16 protein-coding genes are annotated in these 17,481 nt (G+C 71.1%); 11 read left to right on the top strand and 5 right to left on the bottom strand.

What is annotated here, in order from left to right:
- Nucleotides 1-94: 94 nt before the first annotated feature.
- Together QP939_RS13740 and QP939_RS13735 are read left to right on the top strand one after the other, a co-directional pair.
- On the top strand, nt 95-637 hold the full coding sequence (locus QP939_RS13740; protein ID WP_285457137.1) for an NUDIX hydrolase: 543 nt from the start codon (nt 95-97) through the stop codon (nt 635-637).
- Complete coding sequence (locus QP939_RS13735; RefSeq protein ID WP_285457136.1) at nt 634-2,790, top strand: DUF6049 family protein; 2,157 nt, start codon at nt 634-636, stop codon at nt 2,788-2,790. The genes QP939_RS13740 and QP939_RS13735 overlap by 4 nt, the downstream gene beginning before the upstream one ends.
- 123 nt (nt 2,791-2,913) lie before the next feature.
- Here the strand turns inward: QP939_RS13735 and QP939_RS13730 are convergent, their stop codons facing one another.
- Nucleotides 2,914-3,303, bottom strand: coding sequence for a hypothetical protein (locus tag QP939_RS13730; RefSeq protein ID WP_285457135.1), 390 nt, complete (start codon nt 3,301-3,303; stop codon nt 2,914-2,916).
- Nucleotides 3,304-3,642: 339 nt separating this feature from the next.
- Here QP939_RS13730 and murJ point away from each other — a divergent pair, with 339 nt between their 5' ends.
- The 7 genes from murJ to QP939_RS13695 all read left to right on the top strand — a co-directional run bounded on the left by murJ (nt 3,643) and on the right by QP939_RS13695 (nt 11,453).
- Nucleotides 3,643-5,487: a murein biosynthesis integral membrane protein MurJ gene (gene murJ / locus QP939_RS13725; RefSeq protein WP_434219675.1), complete on the top strand. Its 1,845-nt coding sequence runs from the start codon at nt 3,643-3,645 to the stop codon at nt 5,485-5,487.
- Nucleotides 5,488-5,569: 82 nt separating this feature from the next.
- Entirely contained in the window at nt 5,570-7,159 is a 1,590-nt protein-coding gene (locus QP939_RS13720; protein WP_414641800.1) for a hypothetical protein, read from the top strand.
- Nucleotides 7,160-7,190: 31 nt separating this feature from the next.
- The gene (gene sigM, locus QP939_RS13715) at nt 7,191-7,814 is read left to right on the top strand and encodes an RNA polymerase sigma factor SigM (RefSeq protein ID WP_103353831.1); all 624 of its coding nucleotides are present in this window, start codon (nt 7,191-7,193) and stop codon (nt 7,812-7,814) included.
- On the top strand, nt 7,811-8,602 hold the full coding sequence (locus QP939_RS13710) for an RsmA family anti-sigma factor (RefSeq protein ID WP_285457133.1): 792 nt from the start codon (nt 7,811-7,813) through the stop codon (nt 8,600-8,602). Before sigM ends, QP939_RS13710 begins: the two co-directional genes overlap by 4 nt.
- A 79-nt stretch (nt 8,603-8,681) precedes the next feature.
- Nucleotides 8,682-9,674, top strand: a complete 993-nt coding sequence (gene trxB / locus QP939_RS13705; RefSeq protein ID WP_285457132.1) for a thioredoxin-disulfide reductase — start codon at nt 8,682-8,684, stop codon at nt 9,672-9,674.
- A gap of 33 nt (nt 9,675-9,707) precedes the next feature.
- Nucleotides 9,708-10,031 carry a thioredoxin gene (gene trxA, locus QP939_RS13700; protein WP_285457131.1) on the top strand — a complete coding sequence of 108 codons (324 nt, stop codon included), beginning with the start codon at nt 9,708-9,710 and terminating at the stop codon, nt 10,029-10,031.
- Nucleotides 10,032-10,304: 273 nt separating this feature from the next.
- Nucleotides 10,305-11,453 carry an N-acetylmuramoyl-L-alanine amidase gene (locus tag QP939_RS13695; protein WP_285457130.1) on the top strand — a complete coding sequence of 383 codons (1,149 nt, stop codon included), beginning with the start codon at nt 10,305-10,307 and terminating at the stop codon, nt 11,451-11,453.
- A 208-nt stretch (nt 11,454-11,661) separates the two neighbouring features.
- Here QP939_RS13695 and QP939_RS13690 read toward each other — a convergent pair whose 3' ends face one another.
- Complete coding sequence (locus tag QP939_RS13690; RefSeq protein ID WP_285457129.1) at nt 11,662-12,306, bottom strand: GNAT family N-acetyltransferase; 645 nt, start codon at nt 12,304-12,306, stop codon at nt 11,662-11,664.
- Nucleotides 12,307-12,494: 188 nt separating this feature from the next.
- Between QP939_RS13690 and QP939_RS13685 the strand changes: the two genes are divergently transcribed.
- Together QP939_RS13685 and QP939_RS13680 are read left to right on the top strand one after the other, a co-directional pair.
- A complete protein-coding gene (locus QP939_RS13685; RefSeq protein WP_285457127.1) occupies nt 12,495-13,814 on the top strand; it encodes an aminotransferase-like domain-containing protein in 1,320 nt (439 codons plus the stop codon).
- Between the two features lie 28 nt (nt 13,815-13,842).
- Nucleotides 13,843-14,787, top strand: coding sequence for a D-alanine--D-alanine ligase family protein (locus tag QP939_RS13680; RefSeq protein WP_285457126.1), 945 nt, complete (start codon nt 13,843-13,845; stop codon nt 14,785-14,787).
- On the opposite strand, the gene QP939_RS13675 is transcribed toward QP939_RS13680, so the two are convergent.
- The 3 genes from QP939_RS13675 to QP939_RS13665 all read right to left on the bottom strand — a co-directional run bounded on the left by QP939_RS13675 (nt 14,784) and on the right by QP939_RS13665 (nt 17,405).
- Nucleotides 14,784-15,404: a hypothetical protein gene (locus tag QP939_RS13675; RefSeq protein ID WP_285457125.1), complete on the bottom strand. Its 621-nt coding sequence runs from the start codon at nt 15,402-15,404 to the stop codon at nt 14,784-14,786. The genes QP939_RS13680 and QP939_RS13675 overlap by 4 nt on opposite strands.
- A gap of 79 nt (nt 15,405-15,483) precedes the next feature.
- A complete protein-coding gene (locus tag QP939_RS13670) occupies nt 15,484-16,482 on the bottom strand; it encodes a ParB/RepB/Spo0J family partition protein (protein WP_285457123.1) in 999 nt (332 codons plus the stop codon).
- Nucleotides 16,479-17,405 (bottom strand): ParA family protein, encoded by a 927-nt coding sequence (locus QP939_RS13665; RefSeq protein ID WP_160697572.1) that lies wholly within the window; start codon nt 17,403-17,405, stop codon nt 16,479-16,481. The genes QP939_RS13670 and QP939_RS13665 overlap by 4 nt, the downstream gene beginning before the upstream one ends.
- Nucleotides 17,406-17,481: the final 76 nt, after the last annotated feature.

Here is a 17,481-nt window from a genome sequence, read left to right as displayed (position 1 = left end):
CCCACTACGCATCGGGTGCGATTACTACAGGCACCACCGGACAGGACACGGAGAGCCAGCCTACCGGGGCAACCGTTTGCTCTAGCATCGCAGCATGTCTGGATCAGCCGGCCGCCCCGGCGCCTCGAAGCCGCGGAGGCGGCGCAGGCGTCAGCGCGGCAGGCGCCTGACCACGGTCGACGAAACGTCGGCCGGTGGCCTCGTGGTGGACCCGGCGCGCGAACAGGCGGTGCTGATCGGCCGGCTCGACCGGCACGGCAGACTGCTGTGGTCGCTGCCCAAGGGCCACATCGAGGACGGTGAAACTGTGGAACAGACGGCCGTGCGCGAGGTGAAGGAGGAAACCGGCATCTCCGCGCGGGTGCTGCGCCCACTGGGGACCATCGACTACTGGTTCGTGGCGGAGAAGCGGCGGATCCACAAGACCGTGCACCACTTCCTGCTCGAAGCGCTCGGCGGCGAGCTGTCCGACGAGGACGTCGAGGTCACCGAGGTGGCCTGGGTCCCGCTGGCCGAGCTGGAGTCCAAACTCGCCTACTCCGACGAGCGCAAGCTCGTCCGGAAGGCCAAGGAACTTTTCGCGCGCCCGGACGTCCACGGACGAGACGAGCACGCCCCTGAGGGAGCCCCCGAGTGAAGCGGTTCGCCGCAGCCTTCCTTTCCGTCCTCTTCCTGGCCGTCCCCGCCCTCGCCGGAGCGACGGTGGCCCAGGCGGAGGAGGGCGCCCGCCTCCGCGTCGACCTGGCCGAGCTCAACCCGCGCGTGATCACCGGCTCGACGACGACGCTGACCGTGTCCGGCACGGTGACCAACACCGGCGACCGGAAGGTCACCCGGCCCCAGGTGCGGCTGCAGGTCGGGGAGCGGCAGACGACCTCGCGCGGGATCAACGACGTGCTCTCGGGCGCCGTCATCAAGGATGCCCCGCTGACCGAGTTCACGTCGGTCGCGGACGTGCTGGAGCCGGGGCAGAGCGCGCCGCTGAACATCACGGTGAACCTGACCGGGTCGAAGGCCGGGCTGTTCGGCCGCCCCGGCGTCTACCCGCTGCTGGTGAACGTCAACGGCACGCCGGAGTTCGGCGGGCCCGCGCGGCTGGGCGCGGTGAGCATGCTGATGCCGGTGCTGGCCGGGCCGGGCAAGACCGCCGGGCACTCGTCGGCGGGCGCGCCGAGCATGACGTTGCTGTGGCCGATGACCAGCAGCGTCCCGCAGGTCTACACGGCGCCGTACGGCCAGCCGCTGGTGCTGCGCGACGACCGCCTCGCCGACGAGATCGGCCCCGACGGCCGACTGAACGCACTGGTCACGGCGGCGACGACGGCCGTGCGCAGCGACCCGAACCTGGCGAAGTCGATGTGCTTCGCGCTCGACCCGGACCTGCTGGCGACGGTCAACTCGATGACCCTCGGCTACCAGGTGCACACCGACGGCGGGAACGTCCAGGGCAAGGGCGTCGAGACGGCGAAGACGTGGCTCGCGTCGCTCAAGTCGCTGCTGGTCGGCCGGTGCGTGGTGGCGCTGCCGTTCGCCGACGCCGACCTGAACACGGTCGCGCGGATCCGCCCCGGCGACTCGATCCTGGTGGCCCAGGCGGCCGCGGCGGCGGCCACGATCCAGCAGGTGGCGGGGGTGACGCCGCAGACCGGCGTGCTCTGGCCGGACGGCACGCTCAACGAGACGGTGCTCACCGCGCTGACCCAGGCGGGCGTCCGCACGGTGCTGACCGACGCGGGCAAGCTCGCCCCGGCCGCGGCCGGCGGCGGGGTCACGGTGCAGGGCAGCACGGTCCGGGCGCAGCCGACGGACTCGCTGATCTCCGCCGCGATGAACGGCGTCCCGAGCGTGCCGGACTCGGTCACCGTGCCCGCGACCACCGAGCGGGCGATCTCGAGCCAGAACGGGCTGGGCGCCCTCGCCTTCCGCGCGGGCCTCGGCCAGCCCGCCGGCCAGGACCGGCCGGACCACCTGCTGGTCGCCCCGCCGCGGCGCTGGGACGCGCCGGCCGCCGAGCTGACGGCGTACCTGCAGCAGGTCGGCGACTTCCTCAACGCGGGCGTGGTCACGGCCTCGTCGCTGCCGTCGCTGCTGGCGGCCGACCCGGCGGCCTCGGGCGCGGTCGGCGACAGCGGCCAGGACCCGAACGCGAACATCGACCCGGCGGTCGTCTCGACGCTGTCGGTCCTCGACGACCAGGCCACCGGGCTGGCGTCGTCGATGCGGCTCGACCCCACCAAACGGGTGAAACCGGAAGACGTCGTCGCCCCGGTCCGGCTGGCCGAGCTGCGCGGCGCGTCGGCGGGCTGGCGCGGCCTGCCATCGGACGCGGCGACCACGAACGCGCAGGCCGAGATCGCGGCGATCAGCTCGCGGGTGAGCGTCTCGCAGCCGCAGCAGACGATCGCGCTGGCGTCCGGCAACTCGCCGTTGCCGGTGTACGTGGTGAACGACCTGCCGGTCGCGATCAACGCGCGGTTCACCCTCAACAACAACACGGGTCTCCGTTCGGACAGCGCGAAGGACTGGTACTTCCCGGCGGGCGGCGGCAAGAACTACTTCCTCCCGGTCGAGGCGCTGCGGGCCGGCCGGTTCAGCGTCGATGTGTCGTTGCGCACGCCGAGCGATACCCCGCTCGGGTCATCCGCGCGCTTCGAACTGACGTCGACGGAGTACGGCGCGATCACCATCATCGCGACCGTCGCCGCAGGTGTGGCCCTGCTTCTGCTCGCTTCCCGGCGCATCTACCGACGGGTGAAGGACGCGCGAGCGGGCCGCGACGTCGTGGACTGATCCGTCGGCCTTCGAGTGTTCCGGGCCGTTCCCGATTACCCTTGGTCCGCACGTACGCGGCACCGGGCCGCGACGCCGGACCGAGCACCGAGGATTGGGCACGCGTTGGAGAGAGAGCCGGGCTTACCACCCGAGCGTGCGAGTCGTCCTCGGCGCGAAGGCGCCCCGCCCCCGCAACGGGGTGACGGACCCCCGCCGGCCCGCCGCCAGCAGCCGCCGCCTCCACCCCAGGAGCGCGGCCGCCGCCAGCCGCCCCGCAACGGCCACACGCGCCAGATGCCCGCGCCGGAAGAGGTGCACGACCAGCGCCCGCGGCGCGAGGAGCCACCGCCCCGGCGCCCGATGCGCGACGGACGGCCGGTGCGCGACGACGCCCGGGTTCGTGACCAACGCCCCCCGCGCGATGACGTACCGCCGCGGGATGGCCGCCCACCTCGCGACGACCTGCCGCCACGCGACGGGCGCCTCCCTCGCGACGGTCGCCCGGTCCGCGACGAGGGCTGGCCCGTCCACGACGAAGCCCCGGTCCGCGACGGCCGCCCGCCCCGGCGGGTCCCGCCGCCGCAAGGCCCGCCCCCGGGACCCGCGGGTCCGCCGCCGCAAGGTCCCCCGTCGCAAGGTGCGCCCCTGCAAGGTCCGCCTCCGCAGGGCCCGCCGCCCCGGGCCGGGCAGCCTCCGCGCGCCGGAGGGCCAGCGCCGACGCGCGTCCAGCCCGTGCCACCGCCGCCCGGTCCGCCCGGTCCGCCGTCGGTCCAGGGCCGTCTGCCGCAGCCCGCTCCTCCGCCCGTCCCGCCGCCGTCGACCCCGCCGCCGGGTATCCCGGCTCCCGGTACGCCGCCGCCCGGCACCCCGGTGCCGCCGCGGGGACGCGGGGCACGGCGGCCGGCGCCGGTCCGGCCGTGGCAGGAGGAAGCCCAGCGCCCGCCGGACCCCGAAGCCACGCGGTTCATCCCGCGCACCGCCGGGGTCCCGATGAACTCGCGGTGGCCGGTCGCCGACCCGGACGTCATGCGCCCGTACGACGCGCTGGCCACCCAGGTCATGCCGGCCCTCAAGGGGCCGCTGGTCAAGCCGAAGCCCGGCGAAGAGGCGCCGGAAGCTCCGGCGAAGGCGCCGTCGCTGGCGAAGGCGTCCGGCCGGATGGCGATCGCGTCACTGATCAGCCGGATCACCGGCTTCCTGTGGAAGCTGCTGCTGGTCGCCGCGATCGGGCAGGGCATCGCGAACGACTCGTTCAACGTCGCGAACACGATGCCGAACATCATCTTCGAGCTGCTGATGGGTGGCGTGCTCGCCAGCGTGGTGGTGCCGCTGCTGGTGCGCTCGCAGGACGACCCCGACGGCGGCACCGCCTACACCCAGCGCCTCATCACGGTGGCGTTCTCGCTGCTGCTGGTCGGCACGGTGGTGGCGGTGATCGCGGCCCCGGCGTTCACGAGTCTTTATGTCGACTCGTCCGGCAAGGCGAGTCCCGACCTGACCACGGCGTTCGCCTACCTGCTGCTGCCCGAGATCTTCTTCTACGGCGTGTTCGCGCTGCTCTCGGCCGTGCTGAACGCCAAGCAGATCTTCGGCCCGACGGCGTGGGCGCCGGTGATCAACAACCTGGTCGTCATCTTCACGATCCTGGTCGTCTGGATCATGCCGGGCGACATCAACACCGAGCAGGTATCGATCACCGACCCGAAGGTGCTGACGCTGGGCATCGGCGTCACCGGCGGCATCGTCGCCCAGGCCCTGCTCCTGGTGCCGCCGCTGCTGCGGTCCGGCTTCCGGTTCAAGTGGCGCTGGGGCATCGACAAGCAGATGAAGGAGTTCGGCGGGCTCGCCCTCTGGATCCTCGGCTACGTCGCGGTGAGCCAGATCGGGTACACGATCAACACGCGTGTACTGACCAGCGGTTCACCCGGTGGGGTTACCGCGTACAGCAACGCCTGGCTGCTCTTCCAGCTGCCGTACGGCGTCATCGGCGTCTCGCTGCTGACGGCGATCATGCCGAGGATGAGCCGCGCGGCGGCCGACGGCGATCACAAGAAGCTGATCGGTGACCTCTCCTACGCCTCGCGCATGTCGACGGTGATGCTCGTCCCGATCTCGGCGGTGATGACCGTGGTCGGCGGCTCGATCGGCATCGCGCTGTTCACCTTCGGCAAGGGCACGATCGACACCGCCGAGCGCCTCGGCGACGCCCTCGCCATCTCGGCGTTCGCGCTGCTGCCGTACGCGCTGGTGATGCTGCAGATGCGCGTCTTCTACGCGATGAAGGACGCGCGCACGCCGACGTTGATCATGATCGTGATGACGCTGGTCAAGGTGCCGCTGCTGTACTTGTGCCCGGTGCTGCTGTCGCCGGACAACGTCGTGCTCGGCGTGATGATGGTCAACGCGCTGACGTTCGTCGTCGGCGCGATCCTCGGCCAGGTGTGGCTCTGGGTGACGCTGGGCAACCTGCGCAGCAAGCGCGTGATCGGCGTGATCCTCTTCACGGTCGTCGCGAGCGGGCTCGGCGTGGGCGCGGCCTGGGTGGCCGGCCAGATCGTGCCGGACTCGTTCGGGCCCACCCTCGGGGCCTGGGTCAAACTCTTCCTGCAGGGCATCGTCGGCATCGCCGTCTCGTTCGGCGTGCTGATGGCGCTGAAGGTCGAGGAGCTGAAGCCGGCCACTTCGAGGTTCACCCGGTTGATCAAGCGCGGGTAACGATTCCGGTACGGAAGGCGACGACTCCCGCGTCGTATTCTGGGTACCCTCGACGACGGGGATCGAGCGGGAGCGAGTGAGGGTGGACACGAGGCGGAGCGAACAGGCGGGGGGTGCGAACCACGTGGGCAAGGCCCAGGTCGGATCGCTGGCCCCCGGGCGTGTGGTCGGCGACGGCCGCTACCGCCTCCTCGCGCAGTTCGGCGTGGACGAGCGGGGCGACGCGCACCTTTGGCGTGCCCGTGACGGGCAGCTGAAGCGCGACGTCGCGCTGACGCTGCTGGTCGGCGACCCGGCCGACCCGGAAGCCGCGCGGCTGGCCCGCCGGACGCTCGAACGCGCCACGCACGCCTCCAAGTTCGGTCACGGCGGCGTCGCCCGCGTGCTCGACGTCCTCGCGCTCGGCAGCGGCATCACCTCCAGTGAAGGCCTGCTCGGCGTCGTCGTCGCGGAGTGGACCAAGGGCAGTGACCTGGTCGACCTCGTCGCGCAGCGGCCGGTGGCGCCCGCCGCGGCCGCGCGGATGGTGCAGGCGCTGGCCGAAGCCGTCGAACAGGCCCACCAGAACGGGCTCGTCCTCGGGCTCGACCACCCGCAGCGGCTCCGCCTGACGCCGAACGGCGCGCTGAAGCTCGCGTTCCCCGGCCCGCTTCCCGAAGCGACGCTGCGCGACGACGTCAAGGCGCTCGGCGCGGTGCTTTACCTGCTCCTGACCGGCCGGTGGGCGCTGCCGGGCGGCCCGCCGGCGATCCCGCCGGCGCCGACCACGCCGCAGGGCCGGATCGTCCCGCCGCGCCAGCTCGTTCCGACGGTCCCGGCCGACCTGTCGTCGCTGGCCGTCCGCACGATCGAGGACGGCGGCAACGGCGGCATCCGCACCAGCGCGGCCATCCTCCGCGTGCTCGACCAGGTGGCCGAGGAAGAGGAACGCACCCAGCTGATCAAGGCCGTCGGCGGCGATCCGGCCGAGGCCGAGGGCACGGTCTGGACGACGAAGAAGCCGGTCAAGGACGTCGCCCGGCGGCGCAAGCTCGCACTGGGCGTCACCGTGCTGGTGGTCGCGACCGTCGTCATCCTCGCCTGGGGCGGGCTGATGCTGATCAACGTCTTCCAGGGCGACTCGAAGGCGAGCGGGCCGACGATCAACGTCGCCGCGCCGCCCGCCTCGAGCCAGTCCGCCGGGCAGCCGTCCTCGTCGTCGGCGCCGGCCCCGCCGCCGTCGCCGACCGTCGGCGCCCCGGTGAAGCCGCAGGCCGTGGCCGTCTACAACCCCGAAGGCAAGGGCGACAACACCGCGCGAGCGAAGTACGCGACCGACGGCAAGCCCGAGACGCAGTGGCGCACCGAGCAGTACAAGCAGCAGTTCCCGGCCATCAAGCCGGGCGTCGGGCTGGTCGTCACGTTCAAGGACCCGATCAACCTCAGTCAGGTCAAGGTGGCCGGGGGGACGCCGGGCACCAAGGTCGAGATCCGCTCGGCGACGGAGAAGAACCCCGACCTGGCCGACACGAAGGTGGTCGGCAACGGCGACCTGAAGGACGGCGAGACGACGATCGCGCTGGCCCAGCCGACGCAGGGCGAGTACTTCATCGTCTGGATCACCCAGCTGGGTGGCGCCGACGGGGAGTTCCAGACCGAAATCGCCGACCTGACCTTCCTGCCTGCGGGGTGACGCACCCGACAGGGTCAGTAGGCTCTGCCGGGTGACAGCTGCAGCTCCCACGGATGCGGATCTGATAGCGGCTCACGCCGCGGGGGACCCCCATGCGTTCAGCGAACTCGTCCAGCGACATCGCGACCGCATGTGGGCGGTCGCGCTGCGCACGGTCCGCGACCCGGAGGAGGCCGCCGACGCGTTGCAGGACGCGTTCATCTCGGCGTTCCGGGCGGCCGACAAGTTCCGGGCGGAGTCGCAGGTCACGACGTGGCTGCACCGGATCGTGGTGAACGCCTGCCTCGACCGGATCCGCCGCCGCCAGGCCCGGCCGACGGTGCCGCTGCCGGAGACCGGCTTCAACGAGCCCGCCACCCCGCGCGACTCGATGGCCGAGCGCGAGACGAGCCTGCTCGTGCGCGAGGCCCTCGACCAGCTGCCCGAGGAGCAGCGCGCGCCGATCGTGCTCGTCGACGTCGAGGGGTACTCCGTCGCCGAGACCGCGAAGATGCTCGGCATCGCCGAAGGCACGGTCAAGAGCCGGTGCGCGCGGGGCCGCGGAAAACTCGCGAAGGTTCTCGGGCACCTGCGGAACCCCGATGCGATTGCGAACGTCCCAACTCACGAAAGCAAACGGGCCGGGCGCCAGCCGGGTAGCGGGGAGGGACGATGACGGACGAAAGCCGGGGGATCGGGGGGACCGTCGGTCCGCCCTGGTCTGTCGACGTGCTCGCCGACCTCCACGCCGGCGTGCTGGACGACGCCCAAGCCGCCGAGCTGTGGCCGGTCGTCAACGCCGACCCGGAGGCCAGGGCGATCCTGGACGCTCTCGACGCGACGCAGGCCGACCTGGCCTCGCTCGCCGACGCGCCCGCGCCGCCGATGCCCGCGGAGTTCGCGGCCCGGCTGGACGCGGCGCTGGCCGCCGAAGCAGCGGCCCGCTTTCCGGCGGCGACCCAGCCTGATCGAACGCAGCCGAGTGCACCGCAGGGCGCCCAGGTGGTGGACCTCGCGGCGGCCCGGCGGCGCCGGAACAAGCGGCTCGGCTGGGCCGCCGGAGTCCTGACCGCGGCCGCGGCGGCGGTCGTCGCGGTGACGGTCGCGATCCCGAGCACGACGCAGCAGAACGGCACGCCGAACGTGGCGGCTCCCGCGCCGTCGGGCCCGACGGTGGGCAGTGACGGCAGCGGCGCGCAGGCCCTGATCGGCAAGGCGGTCGGCGTCCGCGACTTCGGCCCACTGCAGAACGAGGACCGGCTCGACGCGTGCATCGCCGCCGCCGGGCTCGACCCGAAGGTGCGGCCCGAGGGCATCCGCCCGGTCAACGTCGACGGCAAGGCCGGGGTGATGATCATCCTGACCACCGGCAAGCTCGCGCAGTTCCGCCTGGTGGCCTTCGGTGCGGACTGCGGACCCGGGAATCCGGCGGTGCTGTTCGACAAGGTCGTCGGGGAGAAGTAGCGGCTGTCACCCCTGGGAACATGGCCACCTACGATCGTGTTGAGCCTGGTACACGGGTCACTACGAGCGGAGGTCACGGGTGGCTGCCGAGGAAATCAGGAACCTGATCATCGTCGGGTCGGGTCCTGCCGGATACACCGCTGCCGTCTACGCGGCGCGGGCCCAGCTGGAACCGCTGGTGTTCGAGGGCACGCAGTTCGGCGGCGCGCTGATGACGACGACCGAGGTCGAGAACTACCCCGGGTTCCGTGACGGCATCATGGGTCCGGACCTGATGGAGGAGATGCGCAAGCAGGCCGAGCGTTTCGGTGCCGAGCTGCGCTCCGAGGACGTCGAGTCGCTGGAGCTGACCGGGGACGTCAAGTACGTCAACGCGAACGGCAAGCGCTACGCCGCCCGCGCCGTCATCCTCGCCATGGGTGCCGCGGCGCGGTACCTGAACGTGCCGGGTGAGCAGGAGCTCCTCGGCCGCGGCGTCTCCGCCTGTGCGACCTGCGACGGCTTCTTCTTCCGCGACCACGACATCGTGGTCGCCGGTGGTGGCGACTCCGCGATGGAGGAAGCGACCTTCCTGACGAAGTTCGCGAAGTCCGTCACCGTCGTGCACCGGCGCGACGAGTTCCGCGCGTCCAAGATCATGCTCGAACGCGCCCGCGCGAACGAGAAGATCAAGTGGAAGCTGAACTCGCAGATCACCGGGGTGCTCGGCGACGGCAAGGTCGAAGGCCTGAAGCTGAAGGACACGAAGGACGGCTCCGAGTCGACGCTGGACGTGTCGGGCTTCTTCGTCGCGATCGGCCACGACCCGCGCAGCCAGCTGGTGAAGGGGCAGGTCGACCTGGACGAGGACGGCTACGTCGTCACGAAGGGCAAGACCTCCTTCACGAACCTCGACGGCGTCTTCGCGGCCGGCGACCTGGTGGACCGCACCTACCGGCAGGCGATCACCGCCGCGGGTTCCGGGTGCAGTGCCGCGATCGACGCGGAACGATGGCTGGCGGAGCACGGCGAATCGGACGCGCACGAGGCGGCCGAGCTCGTCGGCGGCGGCTACGGCGCGGGCACCAACTGACTTTCCGGCGTACAACCACCTGAAGGAGAAACCATGGCCAACACCGTGAAGGTGACCGACAAGACGTTCGTCGACGAGGTCCTGACCAGCGAAAAGCCGGTCCTGGTCGACTTCTGGGCCACCTGGTGCGGCCCGTGCAAGATGGTCGCCCCCGTCCTCGAGGAGATCGCGGCGGAGAACGGCGAGAAGCTGACCATCGCCAAGCTCGACATCGACGAGAACCCGAACACGGCGCGTGACTACCAGGTGATGTCGATCCCGACGCTGATCCTGTTCCAGGGCGGCAAGCCGGTGAAGCAGATCGTGGGTGCCAAGCCGAAGGCCGCGCTGCTGTCGGACCTGGCCGACGTTCTCTGAGCTTGACCAACCCGGTGGACCCGGGGCCTGCGGGAACCCTCTCGCGGACCCCGGGTCTTCTTCGTTCGGGGGAATGTGACCGATGTGGGTGAATGGAGCGTGACGAGGGCCACCGTGGGTACTCCACTATCGGGCCCTTGACGCACCTACCGGGCCTGCGCTGTCACCGAGAGTTGGCAAGGCACAATAGAGGACCTGGGCCCGCCCCAGCGAAGGTTTTCTTGCCACGCACCGAGCCCCCGAGTCGGTGCCTTAGGAAAGAGCGAGGAGTGCATGCGGGTACTCCGCCGCGGTGACGCCGGTCCGGACGTCGCCGAGATCAGGTCCATCCTGGCCGGGATGGACCTGCTCCCGCCGGTCACCGGTACCGACGACTACGGCACGTTCGACGTCGCCGTCGAGCACGCCGTCCGTGCCTTCCAGCAGCGCCGTGGGCTGATGACCGATGGGGTCGTGGGCCCGGCGACGTTCCAGGCCCTCAAGGGCGCCAGCTACCACCTGGGCAGCCGTCCGCTGTCCTACATGATCGCCTCCCCGGTGCACGGCGACGACGTCTTCACGCTCCAGGAGCGGCTGACCGAGCTGGGCTTCGACGCCGGCCGCCCCGACGGCTACTTCGGCCCCCAGACCGAGCGCGCCCTCAAGACGTTCCAGCGCGACATGCGCCTGACGCCGGACGGCATGTGCGGCCCGGCGACCATCCGCGAGCTGCACCGCCTGTCCTCCCCGCGCGCCCGCGGCGGCCGTCCCGTGTTCCTGCGCGAGCAGGAGCAGGTGCGCCAGGCCGGGCCGCGGCTGCGCGGCAAGCGCATCGTGATCGACCCCGGCCACGGCGGTGACGACCTGGGTGTCGTCGCCGGTGGCCTGCGCGAGGCGGACATCGCCTGGGACCTGGCGCGCCGCCTGGAAGGCCGGATGAAGGCCACGGGCATGGAGGCGCTGATCTCCCGCGGCCCGAACCACAGCCCGACCGAGCTGGAGCGCGCGCGTTTCGCGAACGACGCGGGCGCGGACCTGTTCCTGTCCCTGCACAGCGACGGCAACCGCTCGCCGCGGGCCCAGGGCATCGCGAGCTTCCACTTCGGCACCGGGAATGGCACGACGTCGACGGTGGGTGAGCTCCTCGCGGGCTTCATCCAGCGCGAGGTCGCGGCCCGCACGGGCATGCTGGACTGCCGCACCCACTACAAGACGTGGGAGATCTTCACGCGCACCCGCTGCCCCGCGGTCCGCGTCGAGATCGGCTACCTGACGAACCCGGACGACGCCCGCAAGCTCGGCGACCCGGCGTTCCGCGACATCGTCGCGGAGGGCATCCTGATCGCCGTCAAGCGGCTGTACCTCCTCGGCGAGGGCGACCAGCCGACGGGAACGTTCACGTTCGCCGACGTCCTGGCGCACGAGCTCGCGAAGGCCGAATAGGGCCGACCACAACCCCTAGCGGCTCACCTTCACCTGCCCCACCACACCTGGGGACGCGCGCGTGCCGTCCCCAGGTTCAAGGGCAGTTCTCCACAGCTTGTCCACCGCCCCTATCAGCGCTCTGTGGATAACTCGGCACTTCTTCCACAGTTGTGCACACGGGCATTTCGGGCACGCTCATGCCCTGGCGCAAGCGTTTGCGGAGGGGTCAGGCGCGGCCGAGGCTGGGCTCGGCCGTGGTGATCGTCACCTGGCCGAGCAGGCGTTCCAGCGCCGCCTCGACGTCTTCCTTCCAGGTGATCGCCGAGCGCAGCTCCAGGCGCAGGCGCGGCCACTTCTGGTGGGGTCGGACGGTCTTGAACCCGACGCTCTGCAGGAACCCCGCGGGCAGCACGCAGCTGTGCCCGCCGTCCGGGTCCTGCTCTTCGGGCTTCGCGTCGCCGAACGCCTCGATCGCGCGCACCCCGCGTTTGGTGAGGTCCTTCGCGACGGCCTGCACCAGCATCCGGCCGAGCCCGCCACCGCGGAACTCGGGGAGCACCTGGAACGCCGTCAGCAGCACGGCGTCGGCGCTCGGCGGGGACGTCGGGAAGGCCAGCGCGCGCGGGACGGCGTTCGGCGGGGCGTACAGCACGAACCCGACCGGCAGCGTGTCGCTGTAGACGATGCGGCCGCAGGAACCCCACTCGAGCAGCACGCTCGAGACCCAGGCTTCCTTCTCGACCTCGGTCGCGCCGAACTCCTCGGCCTGGTGCTTGAGGTGCGGGGCGAGCTCCCAGTACACGCACCGGCGGCAGCTCTTCGGCAGGTGCTCCAGGTTGTCCAGTGTGACGCCCACGACGCGACGCGACACCCGCGACCTCCCTGACCTGCGCTCCCGACCGGCCGCCCGGCCGTCAAGCCGCGCGAAACCACAGCACGAACACGGGGGCCACGGTCGAGGATAGGCCGATGTGACGAGCGCCGAAAGCCCAGGGGGTCCGGATGGGTGCCCGGTTACACTCGAAGGAATCTGCCAACCGAGCCCCGGGTGAATCGTCGATGACCGAGAACCGCCCCAGTAAGCCGCACAGCGGCCGCCAGAACCTCGACCCGCATCTCGAGCGGTACGCCGCGCGCACCGCCGGGATGACCGCCTCCGAGATCCGGGCGCTGTTCGCGGTGGCCAGCCGGCCGGAGGTGGTTTCGCTGGCGGGCGGCATGCCGAACCTGGCGGCGCTCCCGCTCGACACGCTGTCGGCGCAGGTCGCGGAGATCATCGCGGAAGACGGCCTCGTCGCACTGCAGTACGGCTCGGCGCACGGTGTCCCGGTGCTGCGCGAGCAGATCTGCGAAATCATGGCCCTGGAAGGCATCAAGGCGCACCCGGACGACGTCGTGGTGACCGTCGGCTCGCAGATGGGCCTGGACATGGTCACGCGGCTGTTCTGCGACCCGGGTGACGTCGTGATCGCCGAAGGCCCCTCGTACGTCGGCGCGCTGGGCTCGTTCGCCGCGTACCAGGCGCAGGTCGTGCACGTGGCCATGGACGACAACGGCCTCGTCCCCGAGCTGCTGCGCGAGGCGCTCGCGCAGACGGAGAAGGCGGGCCGCCGGGTCAAGTTCCTCTACACGATCCCGAACTTCCACAACCCGGCCGGCGTCACGCTGGCCGTGGAGCGCCGCGCGGAGATCCTCGAGATCTGCCGCGAACACGGCGTGCTCGTCGTCGAAGACAACCCGTACGGGTTGCTCGGCTTCGACGGCCAGACGTACCCGGCGCTGCGCTCGACCGACCCCGACAACGTCGTGTACCTCGGGTCGTTCTCCAAGACGTTCGCCTCCGGCCTGCGCGTCGGCTGGGTGCTCGCGCCGCACGCCGTGCGCGAAAAGCTCGTGCTGGCCGCGGAATCGGCGACGCTGTGCCCGCCGACCTTCAACCAGATGATCGTGTCGCGCTACCTGGCCACGCACGACTGGAAGGGCCAGATCAAGAAGTTCCGCGAGAACTACCGCGACCGGCGTGACGCGATGTTGTCCGCGCTCGACCAGTACCTGCCGCCGGGCTGCTCGTGGACCAAGCCGGACGGCGGGTTCTACGTCTGGGTGACGGTGCCGGAAGGCGTCGACACGAAGGCGATGCTGCCGCGCGCGGTGACCGCGCGGGTGGCGTACGCGTCCGGAACCGGCTTCTACGCCGACGGTTTCGGCAGCCGCCAGATGCGGCTGTCCTACTGCTACCCGACGCCGGAGCGGATCCGCGAGGGCGTGCGGCGGCTGGCCGCGGTGCTGGAGTCCGAAATGGACCTCGCCCGCACCTTCGGTAACGTGAGCACGCGCCAGATCCAAGGACCGCAGACGCCGTATCCGGACACGGTCTGATTTTCTTTGTCACTAAGGAGTTTCCACGGTGGTCGACCGTACCGTTGCCGTGCTCGCCGGCGGGCTTTCGCACGAACGCGACGTCTCGCTGAGGTCCGGGCGACGGCTCTCCGCGGCGCTCAAGTCCGAAGGCCTCGGCATCGAGGAGTGGGACACCGACGCGGGTCTGCTGGAGCGGCTGCGCACGCAGCGGCCGGACGCGGTGGTCGTCGCCCTGCACGGTGGCGAGGGCGAAAACGGTTCGGTGCAAACGGTTCTGGAGATGCTGGACGTGCCGTTCGTCGGCACCGGCTCCCAGGGCTGCCGCCGCGCGTGGGACAAGCCGACCGCGAAGGCGTTGCTGCAGAACGCCGGGTTCGTCACGCCGGGCTGGGTGGTGCTGCCGCACAGCACGTTCCGCGAGCTCGGCGCCCAGGCGGTGCTCGACGCGATGGTGGAGCGCCTCGGCCTCCCGCTGATCCTCAAGCCGGACCAGGGCGGCTCGGCGCTCGGCACCCAGGTGGTCCGCGAAGCGGCGGAACTGCCCGCGGCGATGGTCGGCTGCTTCGCGTACGGCGACACGGTCCTGGCTGAGCGGTTCGTGGACGGAGTCGAGGTGGCCGTGACGGTCATCGAGGGCGAGAACGGGCCCGAGGCCCTGCCGGCGGTCGAAATCGTGCCGGAGAGCGGCGTGTACGACTACACGGCCCGCTACACGGCCGGCCTGACGGACTTCTTCACCCCGGCCCGCCTCGACGACGCCGCGGCCAAGGCGGTGGCGGAGCTGGCGGTCGCCGCGCACCGCGTGCTCGGGCTGCGGGACATCTCCCGCACCGACGCGGTCGTGACGCCGGACGGCACGGTGCACTTCCTCGAGGTGAACCCGTCGCCGGGCCTCACCGAGACGTCGACGGTGCCGATGGCGATCGAGGCGGCGGGCAAGTCGCTCGGCGCGGTGTTCGCCGACCTGATCGCGCGCGCGATCTCCCGCTAGGCCAAGCCGAAGTGGCCGGCCACCGTGTCGGCCACGGCTTCGGCGTCCGCAGAGCCGTCGATCTCCAGCACTCGGATGCCCAGCCGGCGTGCGCGACGAACGGCGTCCTCGGCGAGCAGGCGGTCTCGCGCGATGCGGTTCCGCTGAGCCCGCACGGGGTCGCTGACGTTCGGCGTGAACTTCGCGGCGCGCGGCAAGGTGCTCAGCTGGTGCTGCCGGAACTCCTCGGTCGGCACCATCACCACCATCCGGCGCGGAGAGTCGAGCAGTGGTGCGACGAACTCGGGTCGCAACCCCCAGCCCTCCGCGATGATCGGCCGGCCGGAGACGAGCGCGCGCAAGTCGTCGAGGGCCCACTCGAACCGCAACGCGAAAACCTCGCGCGCCGCGGCCGCCATCTCCTCCGGAGTCGAGCGCACCCACAGCCGTTCCGGATCACGCGCGGGCCCGCCGCGGGCGATCAAGCGATCGTTGTGAGCGCGCGCGTCGTGGAAGTCGTAGTGGTACGCCGTCAGCCCGTGCCGGATGGCGAGCAGCCGGGCGACGGTCGACTTCCCCGCCCACTGCGCACCGCCGATCCAGAGCGCGCGACCGAGCGAACCGGTCGGATCCCACACTTCTTCCCCCGTTGCTCAGCGTCGCGGCGGAGTGATCCCTCCGCAATCATCACCGTGACGAAACACCCCGGGGTGATCCCTAATCGGAATCCGGTGTCCGATTTGCCTCGTTCGCGTCGATGATCGCGACGATCCGCTCGAGGTCGTCGACCGAGCCGAACTCGAGTACGATCCGCCCCTTCCGGCGGCCGAGGTCGACCTTCACGCGGGTGTCGAAGCGGTCCGAAAGCCGGTTCGCGAGTTCCTGCAACCCGGGCGCCTGGATCGGCTTGCGCGGCGCGGGCTTCGGCTTGGCCGGCTTCTCACTCTTCTTGAGCGTGACGGCTTCCTCGGTCGCCCGGACCGACATGCCTTCCGCGACGATCCGCGCGGCGAGCTCTTCCTGGCTTTCGGCGTCCTCCAGCGACAGCAACGCACGCGCGTGCCCGGCCGACAGGACGCCCGCCGCGACCCGGCGCTGCACCGGCAGGGGGAGCTTGAGGAGCCGGATCGTGTTGGTGATGACCGGACGGCTGCGGCCGATCCGGCTCGCCAGCTCCTCGTGCGTGACGGCGAACTCGTCGAGCAGCTGCTGGTACGCCGCCGCCTCTTCGAGTGGGTTCAGCTGGACGCGGTGGATGTTCTCCAGGAGCGCGTCGCGCAGCATCGACTCGTCGGCGGTCTGCCGGACGATCGCCGGGATCGCCTCGAGCTCCGCCTGCTGCGACGCGCGCAGGCGCCGCTCGCCCATGACGAGCTCGTACTCGTCGTTGCCGAGCTCGCGGACGACGATGGGCTGCATGAGCCCGAACTCGCGGATGGAGTGTTCGAGTTCGGCGAGCGCGTCTTCGTCGAAGACCTGGCGCGGCTGCTTCGGGTTCGGCTTGATCGAGCTGACCGGGATCTCGCGGTAGACCGCGCCGGCGACCTCGCCGCTGTGCTGCTTCGCCTGACCGTTCGCCGCGAACCAGCCCTTGTCCTCGGCCGTCTTCTTGTCCGCGGGTCCGTCACCGGGCGCGGGCAGGGGCCCGCCGGCGGCGGGCCCGGTCGGGATCAGGGCGGCGAGGCCGCGCCCCAGCCCTCCTCGGCGCTCGGTCATGTCGAACTACCCCTTTCCAACTTGGCACCGCGCTCGGCGATCTCCTTCGCCGCGTCGACGTAGCTCATCGCACCGCGCGAACCCGGATCGTAAGCGAGGACGGTCTGGCCGTACCCCGGCGCCTCGGACACCTTCACGCTGCGGGGGATGACGGTCTTCAGGACCGTGTCGCCGAAGTGGTTGCGCACCTCGTTCGTCACCTGGTCGGCCAGCTTGGTCCGGCCGTCGTACATGGTGAGGAGGATCGTCGAGACGTGCAGTTCGCGGTTGAGGTGCTGCTGCACGAGCTCGATGTTGCTCAGCAGCTGCCCGAGACCTTCGAGCGCGTAGTACTCGCACTGGATCGGGATGAGCACCTCCTGCGCGGCGACCATCGCGTTGACGGTGAGGAGGCCGAGCGAGGGCGGGCAGTCGATGAAGACGTAGTCGACGCCGATCTCGTTGAGGATCTCCGAGGAGATGGCCTCCTTGAGCCGGGACTCGCGGGACGCCATCGAGACGAGCTCGATCTCCGCACCGGCGAGGTCGATCGTCGCGGGGACGCAGAAGAGGTTGGGGGACTGCTCGGTGGGCTGCGCCGCGTCCGCGAGCGTCACCTCGCCGATGAGCACCTCGTAGATCGAGGGCGTCCCGGACCGGTGGTCGACGTCGAGCGCGGTGCTCGCGTTGCCCTGCGGGTCGAGGTCGACGACGAGCGTCTTGAGCCCGTGGACGGCGAGCGCGGCGGCGAGGTTGACCGTGCTGGTGGTCTTCCCGACGCCGCCCTTCTGGTTGGCGACGGTCAGCACCCGACGGCGGCCGGGCCGGGGGAGCTCGCCCTCCTTGGGGTGCAGCAGACGCGCGGCGCGAGCGGCTTCTTCGGCGATCGGGGTCCAGCCCACGTCGGGGGTGGTCTCCGTGGAGTCGGACGGCGGGGGATTCACCGGTCTCGACACCTCCTCCATGTAGACGTCTGGTCGGTGGTCGAGTCGCGTCGTTTCACGTGGAACATCGCGGCCC

Origin of the sequence: Amycolatopsis nalaikhensis, from assembly GCF_030264295.1 — a bacterium.
Lineage (GTDB): Bacteria > Actinomycetota > Actinomycetes > Mycobacteriales > Pseudonocardiaceae > Amycolatopsis > Amycolatopsis nalaikhensis.
The sequence above is the reverse complement of the archived record's forward strand: the minus strand, read 5'-3'. Positions and strand labels throughout refer to the sequence as shown.